Source organism: Aeromonas encheleia (genome assembly GCF_900637545.1).
Lineage (GTDB): Bacteria > Pseudomonadota > Gammaproteobacteria > Enterobacterales > Aeromonadaceae > Aeromonas > Aeromonas encheleia.
The window spans coordinates 2,638,704-2,656,248 of the sequence record NZ_LR134376.1 but is presented as its reverse complement, the minus strand read 5'-3'; the positions used below and the strand labels follow the sequence as shown (position 1 = coordinate 2,656,248).

The following is a 17,545-nucleotide window of genomic DNA, read 5'->3' as shown; positions in this document are numbered from 1 at the left end:
TATCACATTTTTCAAGACAGCAGAACAAAGTGGCGCTATAATCGCCGCCTTTTTGCTATTCCGCGGTGTTAGCCGCCTGCCTTAATCTGGAAGAATCGAATCTATGTCTGATACCGAACAACTGCCCCTTTTTAGTGAGCTTGGACTGGCCGCGCCTGTATTGAAAGCGCTGCAGGACGTGGGCTATGAGCGCCCGTCTCCCATCCAGGCCGCAGCAATCCCCCACCTGATGGCGGGACACGATCTGCTGGGGCAGGCGCAAACCGGTACAGGGAAGACCGCTGCTTTTGCCTTGCCTCTGTTGTCTCGTCTGGAAGCTGGTAACCGTAACACCCAGGTTTTGGTGCTGGCACCGACCCGTGAACTGGCGCTGCAGGTTGCTGAGGCGTGCCAACGTTACGCCAAGCACATGCCGGACTTCCATGTCCTGCCGATCTACGGTGGTTCCTCCTACGAAACCCAGACCCGCGCCCTGCGTCGTGGTGCTCAGGTTGTCGTGGGTACCCCGGGTCGTGTGATGGACTTGATCCGTCGCAAGAACTTGGATCTCTCCGGTCTGAAAGCCTTGGTGCTGGATGAAGCCGATGAAATGCTGCGTATGGGCTTCATCGACGACGTGGACTGGATCATGGAACAGTGCCCGGCCACCCGTCAGGTTGCCCTTTTCTCCGCTACCATGCCGGACCAGATCCGTCGTGTTGCCCAGAAGCACCTGAAGCAGCCGAAAGAGATCAAGATCATCACCAAGACGTCCACTGCACCGACCATCCGCCAGCGCTACTGGCAGGTGACCGGTCTGCACAAGCTGGACGCCATGACCCGTCTGCTGGAAGTCGAGCCCTACGAAGCCGTACTGGTGTTTGTACGCACCAAGAACGCGGCCGAAGAGCTGGCCGGCAAGCTGGCCGCCCGTGGTCACGCCTGTGAAGCCCTGCACGGTGACATTCCGCAGAAGCTGCGTGAGCGTACCGTCGACAAGCTGCGTCAAGGCCAGCTGGACATCCTGATCGCCACCGACGTCGTCGCCCGTGGTCTGGACGTTGAGCGCATCACTCACGTGGTGAACTACGACATTCCGTACGATACCGAATCCTACGTTCACCGTATCGGCCGTACCGGCCGTGCCGGTCGTAAGGGTGAGGCCATCCTGTTCGTGGCTCCCCGCGAGCGCCGCATGCTGCGCGCCATCGAGCACGCTACTCGTCAGGCCATCGAGCCGATGAAGATGCCGAGCACCGAGGACATCAACCAGCACCGCATGACCAAGTTCAAGGAGCGCATCCGGGAAACCATGATGGGCGAAGAGCTTGAGATCTACGTGAACCTGGTGAACGAGCTGATCGAAGAAGATTCTGCCGATCCGCTGGAGCTGGCTGCCGCCCTGGCCAAGCTGGTGCAGGGTGACCAACCGCTGCTGCTGGATGACTCCATCACTGAACCGGCAAGCGATCGTGCTGGCCGTGAGTTCGAGCGCCGTGACTTCGGTGATCGTGCTCCCCGTGATTTCGCCGACCGTGGCGATCGTCCTGCCCGTCGCATGCCTTCCCTGGAGCCGCGCCCGCTCAAAGACAATCCTGACGTAGAGATGGAGCGTTACCGCGTAGACGTGGGTGCTAACCACGGTGTCAAGCCGGGCCAGATCGTTGGCGCCATCGCCAACGAAGCGAACATCGAGAGCCGTTTCATCGGTAACATCGATATCGCCGATGACTTCTCCACCGTCGATCTGCCCAAGGGCATGACCGCCGATGTGCTGGAAGTGATCAAGAAGGCCCGTGTCTGTCAGCGTCCGCTGCAGATCAGCCACTACACCGAAGTGCCGGCCGGTAGCAACACTGCTCCCCGTCCGTCCAGCGATCGTCCCGCCTTCAACAAGGACCGTCCTTTCAACAAGGATCGCCGTCCCAGCGGTGACCGTCCGTTCAACAAGAGCGGGGAGCGCCGTGAAGGTGGCTTCAACAAGGATCGCAAGTTCGGTGGCCCCAAGCGCCGCGACAGCTAAGTCCAGATCGCACTGATAAAAGGCCGCTCATCGAGCGGCCTTTTTTATGGCTATGTCCCAATTACGTGTTGCATGGGGCGCCCCAGCGCCTCATGCAAGCAATGTGGGACATCCACTTCCTGCCCATAACGTTCCAGCATCCTACGCCAGCCCAGATAATTCCTCAGATAGTGGGTCGCTACCCCATGGAACCGCTCCATCCACTCCTTCAACCGCCGATGGTAACCATTCACATGCTGGATGTGATACGCCCCCACCACTCGCTCTCCCGCACGGTTGTGCACCACCTGGTGGGTCATGCCCTGCGACTTGCTGAAACTGGCATACACCCCAGCACCATCGCTGCAGAGCACCGCATCCGGCGCGACTAGCGGCTGCAGCACCGTCCTGACGGTCCTGGCATCCAGCCGCTCAAGCTGAAAATCAGCCAGATGGCCAGCTCTGTCCTGCACCACCATCACTGGGATGTAATCCGGTCCGGTGCCACGGGGGCGGCCTTTGCCACCACGGCGGCGGGCTGGACGGGGCAATCCACGTTGCCCCTTGAACGATTCCAGGAAGAAGGTTTCATCGACCTCGACGATACCCTCTTCCCGTGCCGCCTGATGGGTTGCCATGGCTTTCAGGAAACGGTGACGCCACAAGAAGGCGGTGTTTTTGCAGACCCCGCAGCGGAGGGCGGCTTGTCGGACAGTCAGGCCGTCGATGAGTGCCTGGGCGTAGTCCTCCCAGCATTGGGCCTTGCGCAGTCTGGCCATGGGCGTCTTGGTCAGGACGGAACTGGTGCGCTGACACTGCTTGCAGCGATAACGGCGCAGTCCTCGGCTCCAGCCCCAGGGGGCCAATTGCGCGGCCTCGGCCTGACAGTGGGGGCAACATCGGCAAGCAGGGAGTTGAGCGGCCAGCGAGGTGATGGGATGGGGGATTGTGAGTTCCTGCTCTGCGAGACGGCGCTGGCGTAAAGTGAGCTGTGGGAAGAGAGACAGCAGGTGTTGAAAGGCTTGGGTATCCATGACGACGGCCCTCAGGGTGATGACCTACTTCAAGGTTAGCCTTTCAACACGTAATTGGGACAGCGCCTTTTTTATGGGCATTCACCTGAGTGGTGGGAAGGTTGAGACGCTCTTATCTCCTCTACGCGAACAAAGATGCTCTCCTTCATCTCGTATCCCGTGAGCGTCGATGGCAGAAGAGGAGTAGGGGTGTCTTGCTGGGTCTGGGGCATGTGCCCTGATCGCCCATCAGCCATTCAGCTATGGCCAGAGGGAGGCGGCGAGGGGCTGGCTCACAACCCTGTTCAGGGTGGGCATGTTTCTTGGGGGACGTTGGGTTCCAGCGGGACCATGCTGGCCTGGCAATGGGGGGCAGGGGAGGCTCTGTGGCCTAGCGCCGGTTCTGCCGGGCTCCTCTACGGGGAGAGCAGGAGTGAGTCCACTCGGCGGTATTACGAGGCCGAGGCGCCTCCCTGTAGAGACAAAAAAGGCGACCCCAGGGTCGCCTTTTCGTATGCAGCTATCTTAGTCGCTGACTCAGAGCACCATGGCGGCAATCCAGCCGAAGATGATGAGCGGGATGTTGTAGTGGATGAAGGTGGGCACCACGCTGTCCCAGATGTGATCGTGCTGACCATCGGCGTTGAGGCCCGAGGTCGGGCCCAGGGTCGAGTCGGAGGCGGGAGAGCCCGCATCCCCCAGCGCACCGGCGGCCCCCACCAGGGCGATGGTGGCCATGGGGGAGAAGCCGAGGTGGATGCACAGCGGCACATAGATGGTGGCGATGATGGGCACGGTGGAGAAGGAGGAGCCTATCCCCATGGTGATCAGCAGGCCAACCAGCAGCATCAGGAAGGCGGCGAGCCCTTTCTGATCCCCGATCACCGCAGAGACGGATTGCACCAGGCTCTCCACCCCATGGGTCTCTTTCATCACGGCGGCAAAGCCGGCGGCGGAGATCATGATGAAACCGATGAGGGACATCATGCGCACGCCCTGGGTGAAGGCATCCTGGCTCTCGCGGAACTTGATGACGCCGCCACAGGTGAAGATGACGAAGCCCGCCAGCGCACCGAGTACGATGCTGTTGGTCATCAGCTGCAGCCCCAGGGCGACGGCGATGGCCAGCAGGGCGACCCAGATGTGGTTGAGGTTGAGCTCGACCGTCTCCGGCTCGGCGGCCAGGATCTTCTCCAGATCATACTGGCGTGGCTTGCGGTAGGTGATGAAGACCGCAACCAGCAGGCCGATGAACATGCCCAGCACCGGAATGGCCATCGCCAGCGGCAGCTGGCCATGCTCGACCGGCACGCCGTTATCGATCAGGTTCTTGGCCAGGATGTTGTTGAGGAAGATGCCACCAAAGCCCACCGGCAACAGCATGTAGGTCGCGGTCAGGCCGAAGGTGATGACGCAGGCCACCTGGCGGCGATCGATCTGCATCTGGGCCATGACGTGCAACAGCGGCGGGATCAGGATGGGAATGAAGGCGATGTGCACCGGGATCAGGTTCTGGGAGGAGATGGAGACCCCCAGCACGGAGGAGAGCAGCAGGGTCTTGACCCAGAGGATGCGAGAGGTGCTGGCATCCTTGCCCAGCTGACTGATCACCTTGCGGGCCAGCAAGTCGGTGATCCCGGAGCGGGAGATGGCAACCGCGAAGGCCCCCAGCATGGCATAGGAGAGGGCGATCTCGGCGCCGCCACCCAGGCCACCACTGAAGGTGCTGAGCGTCGTCTCCAGTGAGAGCCCGCCGACCAGGCCGCCCACGATGGCGCCGATGGCGAGGGAGACCACCACATTGATCCGCAGCAGGCTGAGCACCAGCATCAGCGCAACCGCGATAACAACAGGATTCATTTGATTTCCTTATAGATTGTGTTGCTGTCTGTCGTGTGAAAGTCAGCTAGTTTGCGAAAAACGTGACAAATGTCGAGAAAAAAATCGGCAAAATAGCCTCTTCACGGCATTCCTGCCGAGCTAATCCGGAATGGCCGGGATGGAATGCTAAAAACGGTGCTGGATGGCCCTGTTTATGCCGTTCTGGTCGAACCAGATGGCATGAGGTGGTGCCCCAGCTGCCTCATGGAAAGAGGCTGCCACGGCAGCCTCTTTCTCATGCTCCGGCGCGACTACTGGGGGCTGTCATCGGCGGGGACTTCATCCGGGTTGACCGGTGGCCAGCCGCCCAGACTCTTCCAGCGGTTGACGATATGACAGAACAGCTCGGTGGTGCGCTCGGTGTCATACAGGGCGGAGTGCGCCTCTTTGTTGTCAAACGGGATGCGGGCGCTCTGGCAGGCCTTGGCCAGCACTGTCTGGCCCAGGGCCAGGCCGGAGAGGGCGGCGGTATCGAAGGTGGCGAAGGGGTGAAACGGATTGCGCTTGAGGCCGGCCCGCTCGGCGGCGGCCATCACGAAGCCGTGATCGAAGGTGGCGTTGTGGGCCACTATGATGGCGCGGCCGCAGTCGTGCTCCTTCATTCCCTTGCGAATGCCCTTGAAGATCTCGGTCAGCGCTTCTCTCTCGCTGACGGCACCGCGCAGCGGATTGAAGGGATCTATGCCGGTAAACTCCAGCGCCGCCTTCTCCAGGTTGGCGCCTTCGAACGGCTCGACATGAAAGTGAAAGACCTGATCGGGCAGGAGCCAGCCCTGCTCATCCATCTTGAGGGTATAGGCGGCGATCTCCAGCAGGGCGTCGGTGCTGGCATTGAACCCGGCGGTTTCAACATCGATGACGACGGGGTAGAAGCCACGAAAGCGGCCCTTGAGGGTGTGAACTGCGTCGGTCATGGTATCTCGGTCGGCGTGAAAGAAGGCGGCATTATGGCAAAAAAGCGCGCCCTTGTCCCCCCGGACGACCGGTCAGCGGCGGCCTGGCCCGCGATTTTTGCCCGATGCACTGCCGCTTGTCAGGCCGAGGCCACTCGCTCGGCTTTTCTCCTCAGGCCACATTGGTTTGTTGCTAAAGCTTGCCCAGCCCCTGCCGATACCTAATCCGAGATCGTATGGAGGGCAAGCCGTTGAATGCTTGGGTGTTAGGGTTGGTCAGCATATCAGTGAGTATGCAGTTGCAGGCGGGGGTCACCGAATTTGGTGCCGGCCTGGATCAATCCGTCTGGCGTTTGACCTCGGACACCCAGGTGGAGTGTCGCCTCGAGCACCCCATTCCCCGCTGGGGCACGGGGGCCTTCGTCAGCCGTGCCGGTCGCAAGATCAACCTGGATTTCGAGCTGAAGGGGCAACGGCCCCAGGCGCGAACCCAGCGAGTGAGCCTCGGCATCATGCCCCCCATCTGGCGACCGGGCGTGGCTGGCCGCGAGATCAGCCAGCTGCAGTTCTACCAGCAGTTTGACGGTTTGGTGGCCGGCCAGACCGCCTGGACCATGCTGGATGAGCTGGAGGGGGGGCGCATGCCCACCTTCCAGTATCGCGACTGGTATCGCCAGGACAGGCCGGTGCGGGTGTCGCTCTCCTCGGTCAACTTCAGAGTCAAATACCAGGCCTTCATGGACTGCCTGAGCGGCCTGCTGCCTTACAACTTCAACGACATCGCGTTCAGCGTGCTCTCCTATGACAAGAACAGCGACGAGTTGTCCACCGCCTCCAAGCGGCGGCTGGCGATGATCGGCGAGTATCTGAAGGCGGACAAGAGCATAGACGTGGTGGTGATCGACGCCTACAGCGACAGCTATGGCGGGCGCTGGCCCAATCAGAAGCTCTCCGAGAAGCGGGCCGACGCCATCAAGCAGGTGTTTATGGATCTTGGCGTCGAGGAGGGCAAGATCTCGGTGGAGGGGCACGGTGAGAAGCAACACGTGGCATCCAACGAAACCGAAGGTGGCCGTGCCAAGAACCGGCGCGTGGTGATCAACATGGGGCGCAACGGCACCATCTGAGCGACGGCGCCGCCTCTATCCTCTCTACATTCCTGTCTGCCCCATGTTGGCGCTTGTTGCCGCACCTCCCTTGCAACCTTCGAAGGCACGTTCTTCCCGTACGACGGCCATAAAAAAAGCCAGTCAGCTGAGCTGACTGGCTTTTTATTGGAAAACACCGGCTTATTTGGCCAGGGAGTCCGGCAGGTTCTCACGGATCTTGCCGAGCATCTCTTTCAGGACGCGCGGGTTGGCGACCACGATGTTGCCTGAGTTTTCGTAGTTGTGACCACCGACGAAGTCGGTGACGATGGCACCGGCTTCCTTGGCCAGCAGCTCACCGGCGGCAGTTTCCCAAGGCTTGAGGCCGATTTCCCAGTAGCCGTCGATGCGGCCGGCGGCCACATAGGCCAGATCCAGCGCGGGGGAGCCGGCGCGACGGATATCGGCACACTCGATAAACATGCTCTGGAACATCTTCAGATAGGGTTCGATGTGGTGCTTCTGCTTGAACGGGAAACCGGTCGCCAGTACGGTGCCAGCCATCTCTTTGGCCTTGCCGACACGGATGCGGTAGCCGTTCAGCTGGGCGCCGTTACCACGAGTCGAGGTAAACAGCTCGTCACGGATAGGATCGTAAACGACGGCTTGTTCGGTCTTGCCCTTGACGCGCAGGGCGATGGAGACGGCAAAGTGCGGAATGCCTTTGACCAGGTTGGTCGTGCCATCCAGTGGGTCAATGATCCATTGGTAGTCCGGATTGGTACCGGCAATCTCACCAGACTCTTCAGCGATGATGCTGTGTTCCGGGTAAGATTTTTTGATGGTGTGAATGATGGCCGCTTCGGCTTCACGGTCAACGTTGGTCACGAAGTCATGGCTGCCTTTCTGGATAGCCTCGATATTCTCAGGCTGGGAGAAGGCTTTTACTACAACTTGACCGGCGTTGCGCGCAGCGCGCACGGCGATATTCAGCATCGGATGCATAGGTTCACCACTGGATGTTAAAGAACGGGGGACAAAAGGACGCGGTATCTTATCAGGATATTCAGGAATGGCAACCGTTATACATGGGTTCCTGCGCGTTGACGATTGCCAGATCTGACGGCTCCAATAAAGGCTCTTTTTGGTCTAGTCTTATCGCGGCAGCTGAATAACAGGCTGTGGTGAGCATAGGGATATGAACCATGAATCTGTCATTAATCAGTCAAAAACCATCGGCTGCGACGGCACAGGGAGTGCTGATCGCGTTGCAAGCCGTCAGTGGTGAGGGTCATTGCGTCGACGAGGTGCGCGTCGTTCAACCGGCACAATGGCGGCCGGAGCCGGGGGAGGCCGCCATCCTGTTGCAGGAAGAGGATGATGTTGCCTGGCCCGAGTTTGCCTGGCCGCTCGGCAATGCACCTCTGGGACTGCCCGTCCTGCCGCTGCGGGTGAGCCGGCAGGCCGACAACCTGCCCACCCAGGGGCCGGATGTGCGGGATCCACGTTTCTACTTCGTCTCCAACGGCATTGTGCTGGATGAGGCTGAGCTGGCGGATCCCGCCTGCAGCCGTGTGCTGCAGAGCAAGCTGGAGTCCTATTTCCCCCTGCTGGCCCGTCTCACCCTGCTGCGCCAGCGCCAATCCGCAGGGCTGCTCAGCTAGTTATCTCCACTGATGGACTGTTCAAGCGGCGCAATATTTGTCATAACTGACCGGTATTGCGCCGCGGCTTTGTGTCACTCTCAGGGTCGACGGACACGGCGAACAGGATGGCGATCAACGGAGAATGAGATGAAGGTGTATGAGCTCAAGCGTGCTCCCAACGCCCGCCGGGTCAGGATGTTTCTGGCGGAGAAGGGGGTCGAGATGACCTATCAGCAAGTGGACCTGGGGGCCGGGGAGAACCTGAGCCCGGCGTTTCTGGCCAAGAACCCGGCCGGACGCATCCCGGTGCTGGAACTCAATGACGGCACCCATATCAGCGAGACCCTGGCCATCTGCCGCTACTTCGAGGAGCTCTATCCCGACCCTAACCTGTTCGGTACCACGCCACTGGAGCGCGCGACCATCGAGATGTGGAGCCGTTTCATCGAGTTCAACCTCTGGCTGCCCACCGGCATGGCATTTCGCCACATCACCGGGTTCTACAAGGATCGCGAGACCCCCTTTCCCGAATGGGGGGAGGAGTGCAAGCAGAACGCGCTGGCCTGGTTTGGCAAGCTGGACGAGCGGCTGGCCGAGGTCCCCTATGTGGCGGGAGAGCGCTTCACCATCGCCGATATCCTGACCCTCTGTACCATAGATTTTGGCAAGGTGGTCGGACTGCGCATCGCCCCCAACCAATTGCATTTGCAGGACTGGCATGAACGGGTCAGCGCCCGTCCAAGTGCCCAGGCTTGAATCACAAGGAGCCCACGATGATCGATCTCTATACTGCAGCAACCCCCAATGGCTTCAAGGTCAGCATTGCCCTCGAAGAGCTGAGCCTTCCCTACCGGGTGATCCCGCTCGACCTGTCGGCGCTGGATCAGAAGCAGCCCGACTTTCTGGCGATCAACCCCAATGGCCGCATCCCGGCCATCGTCGATCGGGACAACGGTGACTTCGCCGTGTTTGAATCCGGTGCCATCCTGCTCTATCTGGCGGAGAAGGCGGGCAAGCTGTTGCCGCAGGACCCCAAGCGCCGCTCCCAGGCCATCCAGTGGCTGATGTTCCAGATGGGCGGGGTCGGCCCCATGATGGGGCAGGCCAACGTCTTCTACCGTTACTTCCCGGAGAAGATCCCGGCGGCCATCGAACGCTATCAGAAGGAGGGGCGCCGCCTGTTTGAGGTGCTGGACGTCCATCTGGCCCATCACGAGTACCTGGCCGACGAGTACAGCATCGCCGACATCGCCACCTGGCCCTGGGTGCGGATCCATGACTGGAGCGGGATTTCCATCGATGGCCTGCCTCATCTGCAAGCCTGGATGGAGCGGATGGCCGCCAAGCCCGCGTGTCAGAAGGGGGTCAACATTCCGCCCCGCAAGGAAGAGACGCCTGAAGAGGCGGCCAAGCGGGTGCAGCAGATGATGACCCGCTGAGGTCAAGATGGCCCCGTCATGGGGCCATCTCTTTTATCTGTTCCTTCTATTCCGCCCGTCATCCGATTTTGCCTGAACAACTCCCGTCCCCGATGCGCCGGACCCATGATCCACGGCCTCTCTGCCCATGGCCGCGTGCGGCTCTCGTAGTCATCAGGCCCGCTATGAACAGGCCAGGTCGCCGAGCAGATAACACCTTGATTTGGCGAGCCGGAAAGGGGCATAGAGATAGTTATATTAGAAAAACTAGGGAAAGCCGATTATAAAGATTCGTTCGTTTTTTGTGAGCTGAATCACTAAGATCACGGCAAGCCAAGGGAGCGTCCTGCTCCCGGCCGGTGCGGGTTCTCCGCCTTGTTTTTTTACCCTTGATTGACCCTTGTTTGGATCCCCTCCGCAGCTATCTGCCAGGGGTGCGGCAGCTTTTTGATGATTTGCGGGACTGAGATATGTATCGGCACAGTTTTTACCCCCTGTTTCTTCTGACCATTCTGATGGTCGCCGTGGGTCAGATGACCCAGACCCTGTATGTGCCCTCCATTCCCATGATGGCGGGGGACTTCGATGTGGCCTCCGGCCAGCTGCAGGCGGTGATGGCCTGTTACCTCATACCGTACGGGCTCTCCCAGTTTGTCTATGGCCCGCTGTCGGATCGCATCGGCCGTCGCCCGGTGCTGCTCATCGGCATGATGGTGTTTCTGGTGGGTACCCTGACCATCCAGCTGATCCCGAGCTTCATGGCGCTGCTGATCGGCAGCTTCATTCAGGGGCTGGGCACAGGTGCCGGTGGTGCCATGAGCCGCACCGTGATGCGCGATCGCTACAGCGGCGCCGAGCTGAACCGGGCCAACAGCCTGGTGAGCATGGGGGTGATCTTCTCCCCGCTGCTGGCGCCCGTGCTGGGTGGCTGGTTGACCGAGCTGTTCAACTGGCGCGCCGGTTACTGGTTCCTGTTCGGCTTCGGCGCCCTGACCACCCTGGCCCTGCTGGCCTGGTTTGGCGAGACCCTGCCGGTGACCGCGCGTCAACAGCCACTGCGGGTCGGTGCCGCCTATCGCCACGTGCTCGGCAATCCACGCTTCCAGGGCAACCTGCTCTGCCTGATGGCGACCTTCGCCGGCCTGGCGGTGTTTGAGGCGGCGGCGGGCGTGCTGCTCGGCGACGTACTGAAGCTGAGCGCGCGTACCGTGAGCGTGCTGTTCGTGCTGCCGCTGCCCGGCTATCTGTTCGGCGCCTGGCTCTCCGCCAAGCTGAGCTTCCGCCTGAGTCAGGGCAAGCTGATGCGCCTTGGCATCGTCTTCCTGGCGCTGGGCTCGCTCATCATACTGGTGCCTGGCCTGTTCGGGCTGGTGAGCGCGGCCTCCCTGGTGGGCGGCGCGGCTGTTTACTTCATCGGCAGCGGCATCCTCTACCCGACCGCCACCTCCTGCGCCATCGAGCCCTTCCCGGGGCAGGCGGGGACCGCCGGCGCCATCCTGGGGGGGATGCAGAACCTGGGGGCGGGTATAGTCACCCTGCTGGCCGCTTGCTTCCCGATGGAAGGGCAGGTGACCCTGGGCGCCATCATGACGCTGATGGTGTTGCTGGTGGTGCTGAGCTTCACCTGGCTGCGCCACCATGGCTCGCCCCACGAGCAGATGGCCGTCTGAGTGCATCGAAGATAGGTGAAGAGCCCGCCCTCGTCGGCGGGCTTTTTATTGCCCGCTGTCGGTGACTGGAAGGAGGAGGGCCGCGTGCGGTGGGTCCCTCCTGTGCAGGCGTCAGGAGAGCGGGAGCCAGCGTCCGGCGGCGTGACTGGCCAGGCTGGCCTCGATGAAGCGCATCCCCGCCACCCCGTCCTCCACCGTGGTGAGGGCCAGGCTCTCGGGGGGCGGCGCCAGACCAGACGCCAGGGCGTGGATCTGCAAGGCCGCGTCCGTATAGAGCTGGGCGAAGGCCTCCAGATAGCCCTCGGGATGACCGGCGGGCACCCGGCTGGCGTGGCGCGCCGCCGCGCTCTCCACCCGGCCCCGGGTCAGCCGCTGGCTGGCCCCGCCAATAGGGGTCAGCCAGAGCTGATTAGGCTCCTCCTGCCGAAAGATGAGGCTGGCCTTGTCGCCATAGAGGCGGATCTGCAGCCGGTTCTCCTCGCCGCTGGCGACCTGGCTCGCGTTGAGCGACCCACGCATCCCGTTGGGGTAGCGCAGCCAGACCTGCAGGTGATCGTCCACCAGCCGCCCCGGCACGAAGCTGTGCAGCTCGGCGGCAAGCTCGCTCGGCAGCTGCCCTGTGATGAAGGCCGCCAGCTGGTAGGCGTGGGTGCCTATGTCGCCGAGGCAACCCGCCCGCCCGGCGCGGGCCGGATCGGCCCGCCAGTCCGCCTGCTTGTTCTGACCGGGGGGGATGGGGTTGGCGAGCCAGTCCTGCAGGTACTCGACCTGCACGTAGCGCAGCTCGCCGAGCTCACCGGCGGCCACCAGCTCGCGGGCGTGGCGCACCATGGGGTAGCCGGAGTAGGTGTGGGTGAGGGCAAACAGCCGCCGCTGCTGGCGGGCGAGCCGGGCGAGCTCCTCCCCCTCGGCCAGGGTCAGCGCCAGCGGCTTGTCGCAGATCACGTGGATGCCGGCTTTGAGAAAGGCGCGCGCCACCGGGGCGTGCAGGTGGTTGGGGGTGGTGATGGCCACCACTTCGATGCCGTCGGGCCGGGCCGCCTCAGCCTGGGCCATCTTGGCGTAATCCTCGTAGGCGCGGGCCGGATCCAGCCCGAGGGCGAGGGCGCTCGCCCGGGCGTTGGCGGGATCGGCGGAGAGGGCCGCGGCGAGCAGCTCATAGTGATCGTCCATGCGGGCGGCCAGCCGATGCACGGCGCCGATGAAGGCCCCCTGGCCACCGCCCACCATGCCCAGACGCAGTCGTCTCGTCATTTTTTCTCTCCTGTCTTGCCGCCCGAATTACCGCTCAAGCTATCGCCGAGGCCGAGCAGGCTTCTGACCGCCTCCCGCGCCAGGCCGCTGCCGGCGAAGTCATCGAAGGGGCGCTCGGCGACCCGGATAATATGATTGCGAATGAAGTCGGCCCCCTCGGCGGCGCCATCCTCCGGGTGCTTGAGGGCGCACTCCCACTCCAGCACGGCCCAGCCGGGGTAGTCGTACTGGGCGAGCTTGCTGAAGATGGCGCCAAAGTCTATCTGGCCATCCCCCAGGGAGCGAAAGCGCCCCGCCCGCCCGAGCCAGGGGGCGTAGCCCCCATAAACCCCCTGTCGCCCCGAGGGCCTGAACTCGGCATCCTTCACGTGAAAGGCGCGCACCCGCTCGTGATAGAGGTCGAGGAAGGCGAGGTAATCGAGCTGCTGCAACAGCATGTGGCTGGGGTCGTAGAGCACGTTGACGCGGGGATGATCGCCGGTTGCCTCGAGGAAGCGCTCCAGCGTGGCGCCATCGAATAGGTCCTCCCCCGGGTGCAGCTCGTAACAGACGTCCACCCCGGCCTCGTCAAAGGCATTGAGCAGGGGGAGCCAGCGCCTGGCCAGCTCGGCGAAGGCCTCCTCGATGAGCCCGGAGGGCCGCTGGGGCCAGGGATAGAGATAGGGCCAGGCGAGGGCACCGGAGAAGGTGACGTGTGCGCTGAGTCCGAGCCGGCGGGAGGCGAGGGCGGCCGCCTTGAGCTGGTCGGCGGCCCATTGGGTGCGGGCGGCGGGCTTGCCGCGCACTGCCGCCGGGGCGAAGCCATCGAACAGGCTGTCATAGGCGGGGTGGACGGCCAGCAGCTGGCCCTGCAGATGGGTGGAGAGCTCGGTGATGACCAAGCCCCGCTCGGCCAGCAGGCCGCTTATCTCGTCGCAATAATCCTGGCTGTTGGCCGCCAGACCCAGATCGAACAGGCGCGGGTCCGTCGGCAGCTGCAGGCCGCGGAAGCCGAGGCCGGCGGCCCAGTCCGCCAGGCCGCTGAGCGTATCGAATGGCGGCTGCTCCCCCATGAACTGGGCGAGGAAGATGGCCGGTCCCTTGATGGTCTTCATGGGCACTCCTGGATAAAAGAGGGATGAGTCTCAGGACGACAGGCTGGCGACCGGAGCCTCCGGTCGCCAGCCATCCCTTAGAACGGGGAGTCGGGGAAGTAGAACTCCTTGGCCGTTTGCGGGGTGATCAGCACCGAGGGGATGATGGTGTTGGCCGGCAGGCGCTCGCCCTTGAGGCGAGCCTGGGCGGTGAGCATGATGGCGTCATACATGAACTTGGGGGAGTAGGAGACGTTGGCCTGGATGCGGGGATCGCTGCCGTCCATCAGGGTCTTGATCGCCCCCTTGGCCCCGGCGCCACCGAACACCAGCTTGATGTCAGTGCGCTTGGCCTGATCGATGGCCTTGAGCACCCCTACCGCCATGTCGTCATCGGCGGCCCAGACGGCGTCGATATGCTTGAAGCGGGTCAGGAAGTCCTGCATCACCTTGAAGGCATCATCCCGGTTCCAGTTGCCATATTTGGCGTCGAGGATCTTGATGCCGCCATGCTGCTTCATCACCCCGCTGAAGGCCTCGAAGCGCTCGTTGTCCAGGGTGGTCGGAATGCCGCGCAGGGCGACTATGTCTCCCTTGCCATTCAGGGTCTTGGCCATGAACTCGGCCGGCAGCTTGCCGAAGGCGGTGTTATCCCCGGCCACGTAGGCATCCTGGGCGCTGACGTCGGTCAGCCCCCGATCGACCACAGTGACATAGACCCCCTTCTGCTTGACCTGGGCGACCGGCTTGGTCAGGGAGGCTGACTCAAACGGGAAGATGACTAGCGTGTCTATCTTGTTGACCGTCAGCAGATCCTGCAGCTGGTTGGCTTGCTCTGGGGCATTGGCGGCGGTCTTGACGATCACCTTGAGATCGGGATTGGCCTTCTCCAGATCCTCCTTGGCCTTGTTGGCCCACCAGACGATGCCGGCGGTGAAGCTGTGGGTCGCGGTCGGGATGGAGACCCCCAGGGTCATCTTCTCGGCCGCCGAGGCGCTGCCGGCAGCGATCATCAGGGCGCAGGCGCCCAGGGTATGTAGCATCTTGTTCATCTTGATAGCCTCTTGACTGTTGGGCTTGCGCCCGTTCCTTGTCGCTGGCGAGGGAAGACCCCGCCGCTCGTTTCACTGCCGTTTCTTCGCCTTCCTGTCCACAACAGTCTCAACGCCTGTGTTGCATGAAGGCGACCATGATGATCACGATGCCCTGCACGGCGGCATTGAGGTAAACACTGATGATGCTGGTCAGATTGAGGATATTGCTGATGACCGACAGCAGTATGGCACCCACCAGGGTGCCGAAGATGCGGCCCTCTCCCCCCTTGAGGGAGGTGCCTCCCACCACCACGGCGGCGATGGCCTCCAGTTCCCACAGCAGCCCGGTGGTGGGGGTGGCGGAGCCGAGGCGCGGCACATAGAGCAGGGTGGCGATGCCGACGCAGAGCCCGAGCAGCGCATAGGTGAGCAGCTTGACCAGATCGACCCGGATGGCAGCGTAGCGCGCCACCTGCTCGTTGGAGCCGATGGCCTGCACATGGCGGCCGAAGGCGGTGCGGTTGAGCAGCAGCCCCCCCGCCAGCGCCACCAGCAGCAGGACCCAGACCGGGATGGGAACGCCCAGCAGGCTGCCGTAATAGACGGGGCTGTAGCTATCGCTGAGGGCATCGTCCAGAGTCAGGGCGCCGCCATCGGCCAGATAGGTCAGGACGGCCCGAAAGATGCCGAGGGTGCCGAGGGTGACGATGAAGGGCTCAATCTTGCCCCTGGTGATGAGCAGGCCGTGACCGGCGCCAAACAACAGGCCGAGCAGCAAGGCCAGCCCTATGCCGAGGATCACCACCAGCAGGGGGGCATCCGCCAGCGCCCCGGCGCCGAGCCGGTTCATGACGAGGATCATGGCGCCGGCGATCAGGGCGGCCATGGCGCCGACCGAGAGATCGATGCCGCCGGACATGATAACGAAGGTCATGCCCACCGCTATGATGCCGATGAAGGCGGTGCGGGTCAGCACGTTGAGCAAGTTGTCCAGGGTGGCGAAGTCGGGGTTGAGCAGGGTCCCGAGCAGGCACAGCAGGATCAGCCCCAGCAGCGGGCCCGTCCCGGCTAGCAGGGAGAGCAACCGCTCTTTGCGGCTTTCAGTGGGTACCTGTTGCATAGGCGATCAACTCCTCTTCGGTCAGATGATGGGCGGGCAGCACCGCCTGGAGGCGGCCGGCCCGCAGCACGGCGACTCTGTGGCACAGGCCGATCAGCTCGATCAGCTCGCTCGAGATGACGATGACGGCGCGCCCCTCGGCGGCCAGTCGCTGGATCAGGAAATAGATGTCACGTTTGGCACCGACATCCACCCCCCGGGTGGGCTCGTCGAGGACGATGACCCTGGGGTCCGGGTGCAGAAACTTGGCGAGGGCCAATTTTTGCTGATTGCCCCCCGACATCATGCGGGCCCGGGCCGAGTGGGAGCCGGCCTTGATGCCGAAATCATTGATGGCCCGGGTGAGGGCCGCCCGCTCCGCCCCCTTGTCCAGCCAGGGGTGGGCATAGCGTGCCAGCGTCATCAGGGTGAGGTTCTCGGCCAGCCCGAGCTGCAGGTGCAGCCCCTTGCCCTTGCGATCCTCCGGCAGATAGGTGAGCCCCTGGCGCACGGCGGCGCGCGGGCTGTCGATGCGCACCTCCTTGCCTGCCAGCTGGATCCTGCCCGCCTTGCGCTCACGCAAGCCGAGGATGGCCTCGAAGGCCTCGGTGCGGCCGGCCCCTACCAGCCCGGCGAAGCCATAGATCTCGCCGCTGCGCACCTCAAAGTCGAGATCCTCCACCCAGCCGGGGACGCAGAGCCCGCTCACCGCGAGGGCGATCTCCGTGCCCTCCGGCGGCAGCAGCCTGGGCGGGAACATGTCCGACATCTCGCGCCCCACCATGAGGTTGGCCATCTGCTGACGGCTGAACGACGATGTCTCGCCCCGGCTGACGAAGCGGCCGTCGCGCATGACCACCACCTCGTCGGTGATGCGCTGGACCTCGTCCAGCTTGTGGGAGATGTAGATGATGGTGGTGCCCTGCGCCTTGAGCCTGGCGATGAGGGCGAACAGCCGCGCCGTCTCCCCCGGGGTCAGGGTGGCGGTCGGTTCATCCATGATCAGCAGGCGGGCCTGGCGTGACAGCGCCTTGGCGATCTCCACCAGCTGCTTCTCCGCCACTATGAGCTGGCGCACCCTGGTGGCGGGGGCGCTTTGCAGCCCGACCAGCTCCAGATAGTGCTGTGCCTGGGTCGCCATGGTGCGCTCGTCCAGCAGGCCGCCCCGGGTCAGCTCATGGCCGAGGAACAGGTTCTGGGTCAGGGTGAGGTGCTCGGCCAGGTTGAGTTCCTGGTGGATCAGCACTATGCCCGCCTGCTCCGCCTCGCGGGAGGAGTGCCAGCCGCGCACCTCGCCATCGATGCGGATCAGCCCGGCGCTGATCGGCTCGTAACCGGCGAGGATCTTCATCAGGGTGGACTTGCCGGCGCCATTCTCCCCCAGCAGGCCGTAGACCCGCCCCGGCGCCAGGCTGAAGTCGACCCCGTGCAGCACCCGGATGGGCCCAAAGTCCTTGCAGACGCCGCTAAATTCGACACTGAGGCTCATCAGTTT

15 protein-coding genes are annotated in these 17,545 nt (G+C 63.0%); 6 read left to right on the top strand and 9 right to left on the bottom strand.

Features of this window, described 5'->3' with window-relative positions; all coding sequences use genetic code 11:
- The first annotated feature begins 103 nt into the window (after positions 1-103).
- Positions 104-2,002 carry a DEAD/DEAH box helicase gene (locus EL255_RS12280; protein ID WP_042652448.1) on the top strand — a complete coding sequence of 633 codons (1,899 nt, stop codon included), beginning with the start codon at positions 104-106 and terminating at the stop codon, positions 2,000-2,002.
- Positions 2,003-2,052: 50 nt separating this feature from the next.
- Here the strand turns inward: EL255_RS12280 and EL255_RS12275 are convergent, their stop codons facing one another.
- The 3 genes from EL255_RS12275 to rnt form a co-directional block, all read right to left on the bottom strand.
- On the bottom strand, positions 2,053-3,015 hold the full coding sequence (locus tag EL255_RS12275) for an IS1595 family transposase (RefSeq protein ID WP_042652447.1): 963 nt from the start codon (positions 3,013-3,015) through the stop codon (positions 2,053-2,055).
- Between the two features lie 516 nt (positions 3,016-3,531).
- On the bottom strand, positions 3,532-4,854 hold the full coding sequence (locus tag EL255_RS12270) for a Na+/H+ antiporter family protein (RefSeq protein ID WP_042652446.1): 1,323 nt from the start codon (positions 4,852-4,854) through the stop codon (positions 3,532-3,534).
- A gap of 272 nt (positions 4,855-5,126) precedes the next feature.
- Positions 5,127-5,789: a ribonuclease T gene (gene rnt / locus EL255_RS12265; protein WP_042652445.1), complete on the bottom strand. Its 663-nt coding sequence runs from the start codon at positions 5,787-5,789 to the stop codon at positions 5,127-5,129.
- A 230-nt stretch (positions 5,790-6,019) separates the two neighbouring features.
- Between rnt and EL255_RS12260 the strand changes: the two genes are divergently transcribed.
- Entirely contained in the window at positions 6,020-6,895 is an 876-nt protein-coding gene (locus tag EL255_RS12260; protein ID WP_197720887.1) for a flagellar protein MotY, read from the top strand.
- Between the two features lie 162 nt (positions 6,896-7,057).
- On the opposite strand, the gene suhB is transcribed toward EL255_RS12260, so the two are convergent.
- A complete protein-coding gene (gene suhB, locus EL255_RS12255; protein WP_042652443.1) occupies positions 7,058-7,861 on the bottom strand; it encodes an inositol-1-monophosphatase in 804 nt (267 codons plus the stop codon).
- Positions 7,862-8,061: 200 nt separating this feature from the next.
- Here suhB and EL255_RS12250 point away from each other — a divergent pair, with 200 nt between their 5' ends.
- The 4 genes from EL255_RS12250 (at position 8,062) to emrD (ending at position 11,590) form a co-directional block, all read left to right on the top strand.
- Positions 8,062-8,520 carry a hypothetical protein gene (locus EL255_RS12250; RefSeq protein WP_042652442.1) on the top strand — a complete coding sequence of 153 codons (459 nt, stop codon included), beginning with the start codon at positions 8,062-8,064 and terminating at the stop codon, positions 8,518-8,520.
- Between the two features lie 129 nt (positions 8,521-8,649).
- Entirely contained in the window at positions 8,650-9,258 is a 609-nt protein-coding gene (locus EL255_RS12245) for a glutathione S-transferase family protein (protein ID WP_042652441.1), read from the top strand.
- A gap of 17 nt (positions 9,259-9,275) precedes the next feature.
- Positions 9,276-9,941: a glutathione S-transferase family protein gene (locus EL255_RS12240; protein ID WP_042652440.1), complete on the top strand. Its 666-nt coding sequence runs from the start codon at positions 9,276-9,278 to the stop codon at positions 9,939-9,941.
- Between the two features lie 449 nt (positions 9,942-10,390).
- The gene (gene emrD / locus EL255_RS12235; RefSeq protein ID WP_042652439.1) at positions 10,391-11,590 is read left to right on the top strand and encodes a multidrug efflux MFS transporter EmrD; all 1,200 of its coding nucleotides are present in this window, start codon (positions 10,391-10,393) and stop codon (positions 11,588-11,590) included.
- A 111-nt stretch (positions 11,591-11,701) separates the two neighbouring features.
- Here the strand turns inward: emrD and EL255_RS12230 are convergent, their stop codons facing one another.
- The 5 genes from EL255_RS12230 to EL255_RS12210 form a co-directional block, all read right to left on the bottom strand.
- On the bottom strand, positions 11,702-12,844 hold the full coding sequence (locus EL255_RS12230; protein ID WP_042652438.1) for a Gfo/Idh/MocA family protein: 1,143 nt from the start codon (positions 12,842-12,844) through the stop codon (positions 11,702-11,704).
- Positions 12,841-13,938: a sugar phosphate isomerase/epimerase family protein gene (locus EL255_RS12225; protein ID WP_042652437.1), complete on the bottom strand. Its 1,098-nt coding sequence runs from the start codon at positions 13,936-13,938 to the stop codon at positions 12,841-12,843. Before EL255_RS12225 ends, EL255_RS12230 begins: the two co-directional genes overlap by 4 nt.
- Positions 13,939-14,015: 77 nt before the next feature.
- Positions 14,016-14,969 (bottom strand): substrate-binding domain-containing protein, encoded by a 954-nt coding sequence (locus EL255_RS12220; protein ID WP_042652436.1) that lies wholly within the window; start codon positions 14,967-14,969, stop codon positions 14,016-14,018.
- Between the two features lie 109 nt (positions 14,970-15,078).
- Positions 15,079-16,071 carry an ABC transporter permease gene (locus EL255_RS12215; protein WP_042652435.1) on the bottom strand — a complete coding sequence of 331 codons (993 nt, stop codon included), beginning with the start codon at positions 16,069-16,071 and terminating at the stop codon, positions 15,079-15,081.
- Positions 16,052-17,539, bottom strand: coding sequence for a sugar ABC transporter ATP-binding protein (locus tag EL255_RS12210; protein WP_042652434.1), 1,488 nt, complete (start codon positions 17,537-17,539; stop codon positions 16,052-16,054). Before EL255_RS12210 ends, EL255_RS12215 begins: the two co-directional genes overlap by 20 nt.
- Positions 17,540-17,545 lie beyond the last annotated feature (6 nt).

What these genes read in the sequence shown, in the direction of transcription:
- EL255_RS12240 (WP_042652440.1), top strand. Translation starts at nt 9,276, where the DNA reads ATGATCGATCTCTATACTGCAGCAACCCCCAATGGCTTCAAGGTCAGC.
- EL255_RS12225 (WP_042652437.1), bottom strand. Translation starts at nt 13,938, where the DNA reads ATGAAGACCATCAAGGGACCGGCCATCTTCCTCGCCCAGTTCATGGGG.
- EL255_RS12230 (WP_042652438.1), bottom strand. Translation starts at nt 12,844, where the DNA reads ATGACGAGACGACTGCGTCTGGGCATGGTGGGCGGTGGCCAGGGGGCC.
- EL255_RS12280 (WP_042652448.1), top strand. Translation starts at nt 104, where the DNA reads ATGTCTGATACCGAACAACTGCCCCTTTTTAGTGAGCTTGGACTGGCC.
- EL255_RS12270 (WP_042652446.1), bottom strand. Translation starts at nt 4,854, where the DNA reads ATGAATCCTGTTGTTATCGCGGTTGCGCTGATGCTGGTGCTCAGCCTG.
- EL255_RS12215 (WP_042652435.1), bottom strand. Translation starts at nt 16,071, where the DNA reads ATGCAACAGGTACCCACTGAAAGCCGCAAAGAGCGGTTGCTCTCCCTG.
- suhB (WP_042652443.1), bottom strand. Translation starts at nt 7,861, where the DNA reads ATGCATCCGATGCTGAATATCGCCGTGCGCGCTGCGCGCAACGCCGGT.
- EL255_RS12220 (WP_042652436.1), bottom strand. Translation starts at nt 14,969, where the DNA reads ATGAACAAGATGCTACATACCCTGGGCGCCTGCGCCCTGATGATCGCT.
- EL255_RS12275 (WP_042652447.1), bottom strand. Translation starts at nt 3,015, where the DNA reads ATGGATACCCAAGCCTTTCAACACCTGCTGTCTCTCTTCCCACAGCTC.
- EL255_RS12210 (WP_042652434.1), bottom strand. Translation starts at nt 17,539, where the DNA reads ATGAGCCTCAGTGTCGAATTTAGCGGCGTCTGCAAGGACTTTGGGCCC.
- rnt (WP_042652445.1), bottom strand. Translation starts at nt 5,789, where the DNA reads ATGACCGACGCAGTTCACACCCTCAAGGGCCGCTTTCGTGGCTTCTAC.
- emrD (WP_042652439.1), top strand. Translation starts at nt 10,391, where the DNA reads ATGTATCGGCACAGTTTTTACCCCCTGTTTCTTCTGACCATTCTGATG.
- EL255_RS12245 (WP_042652441.1), top strand. Translation starts at nt 8,650, where the DNA reads ATGAAGGTGTATGAGCTCAAGCGTGCTCCCAACGCCCGCCGGGTCAGG.
- EL255_RS12250 (WP_042652442.1), top strand. Translation starts at nt 8,062, where the DNA reads ATGAATCTGTCATTAATCAGTCAAAAACCATCGGCTGCGACGGCACAG.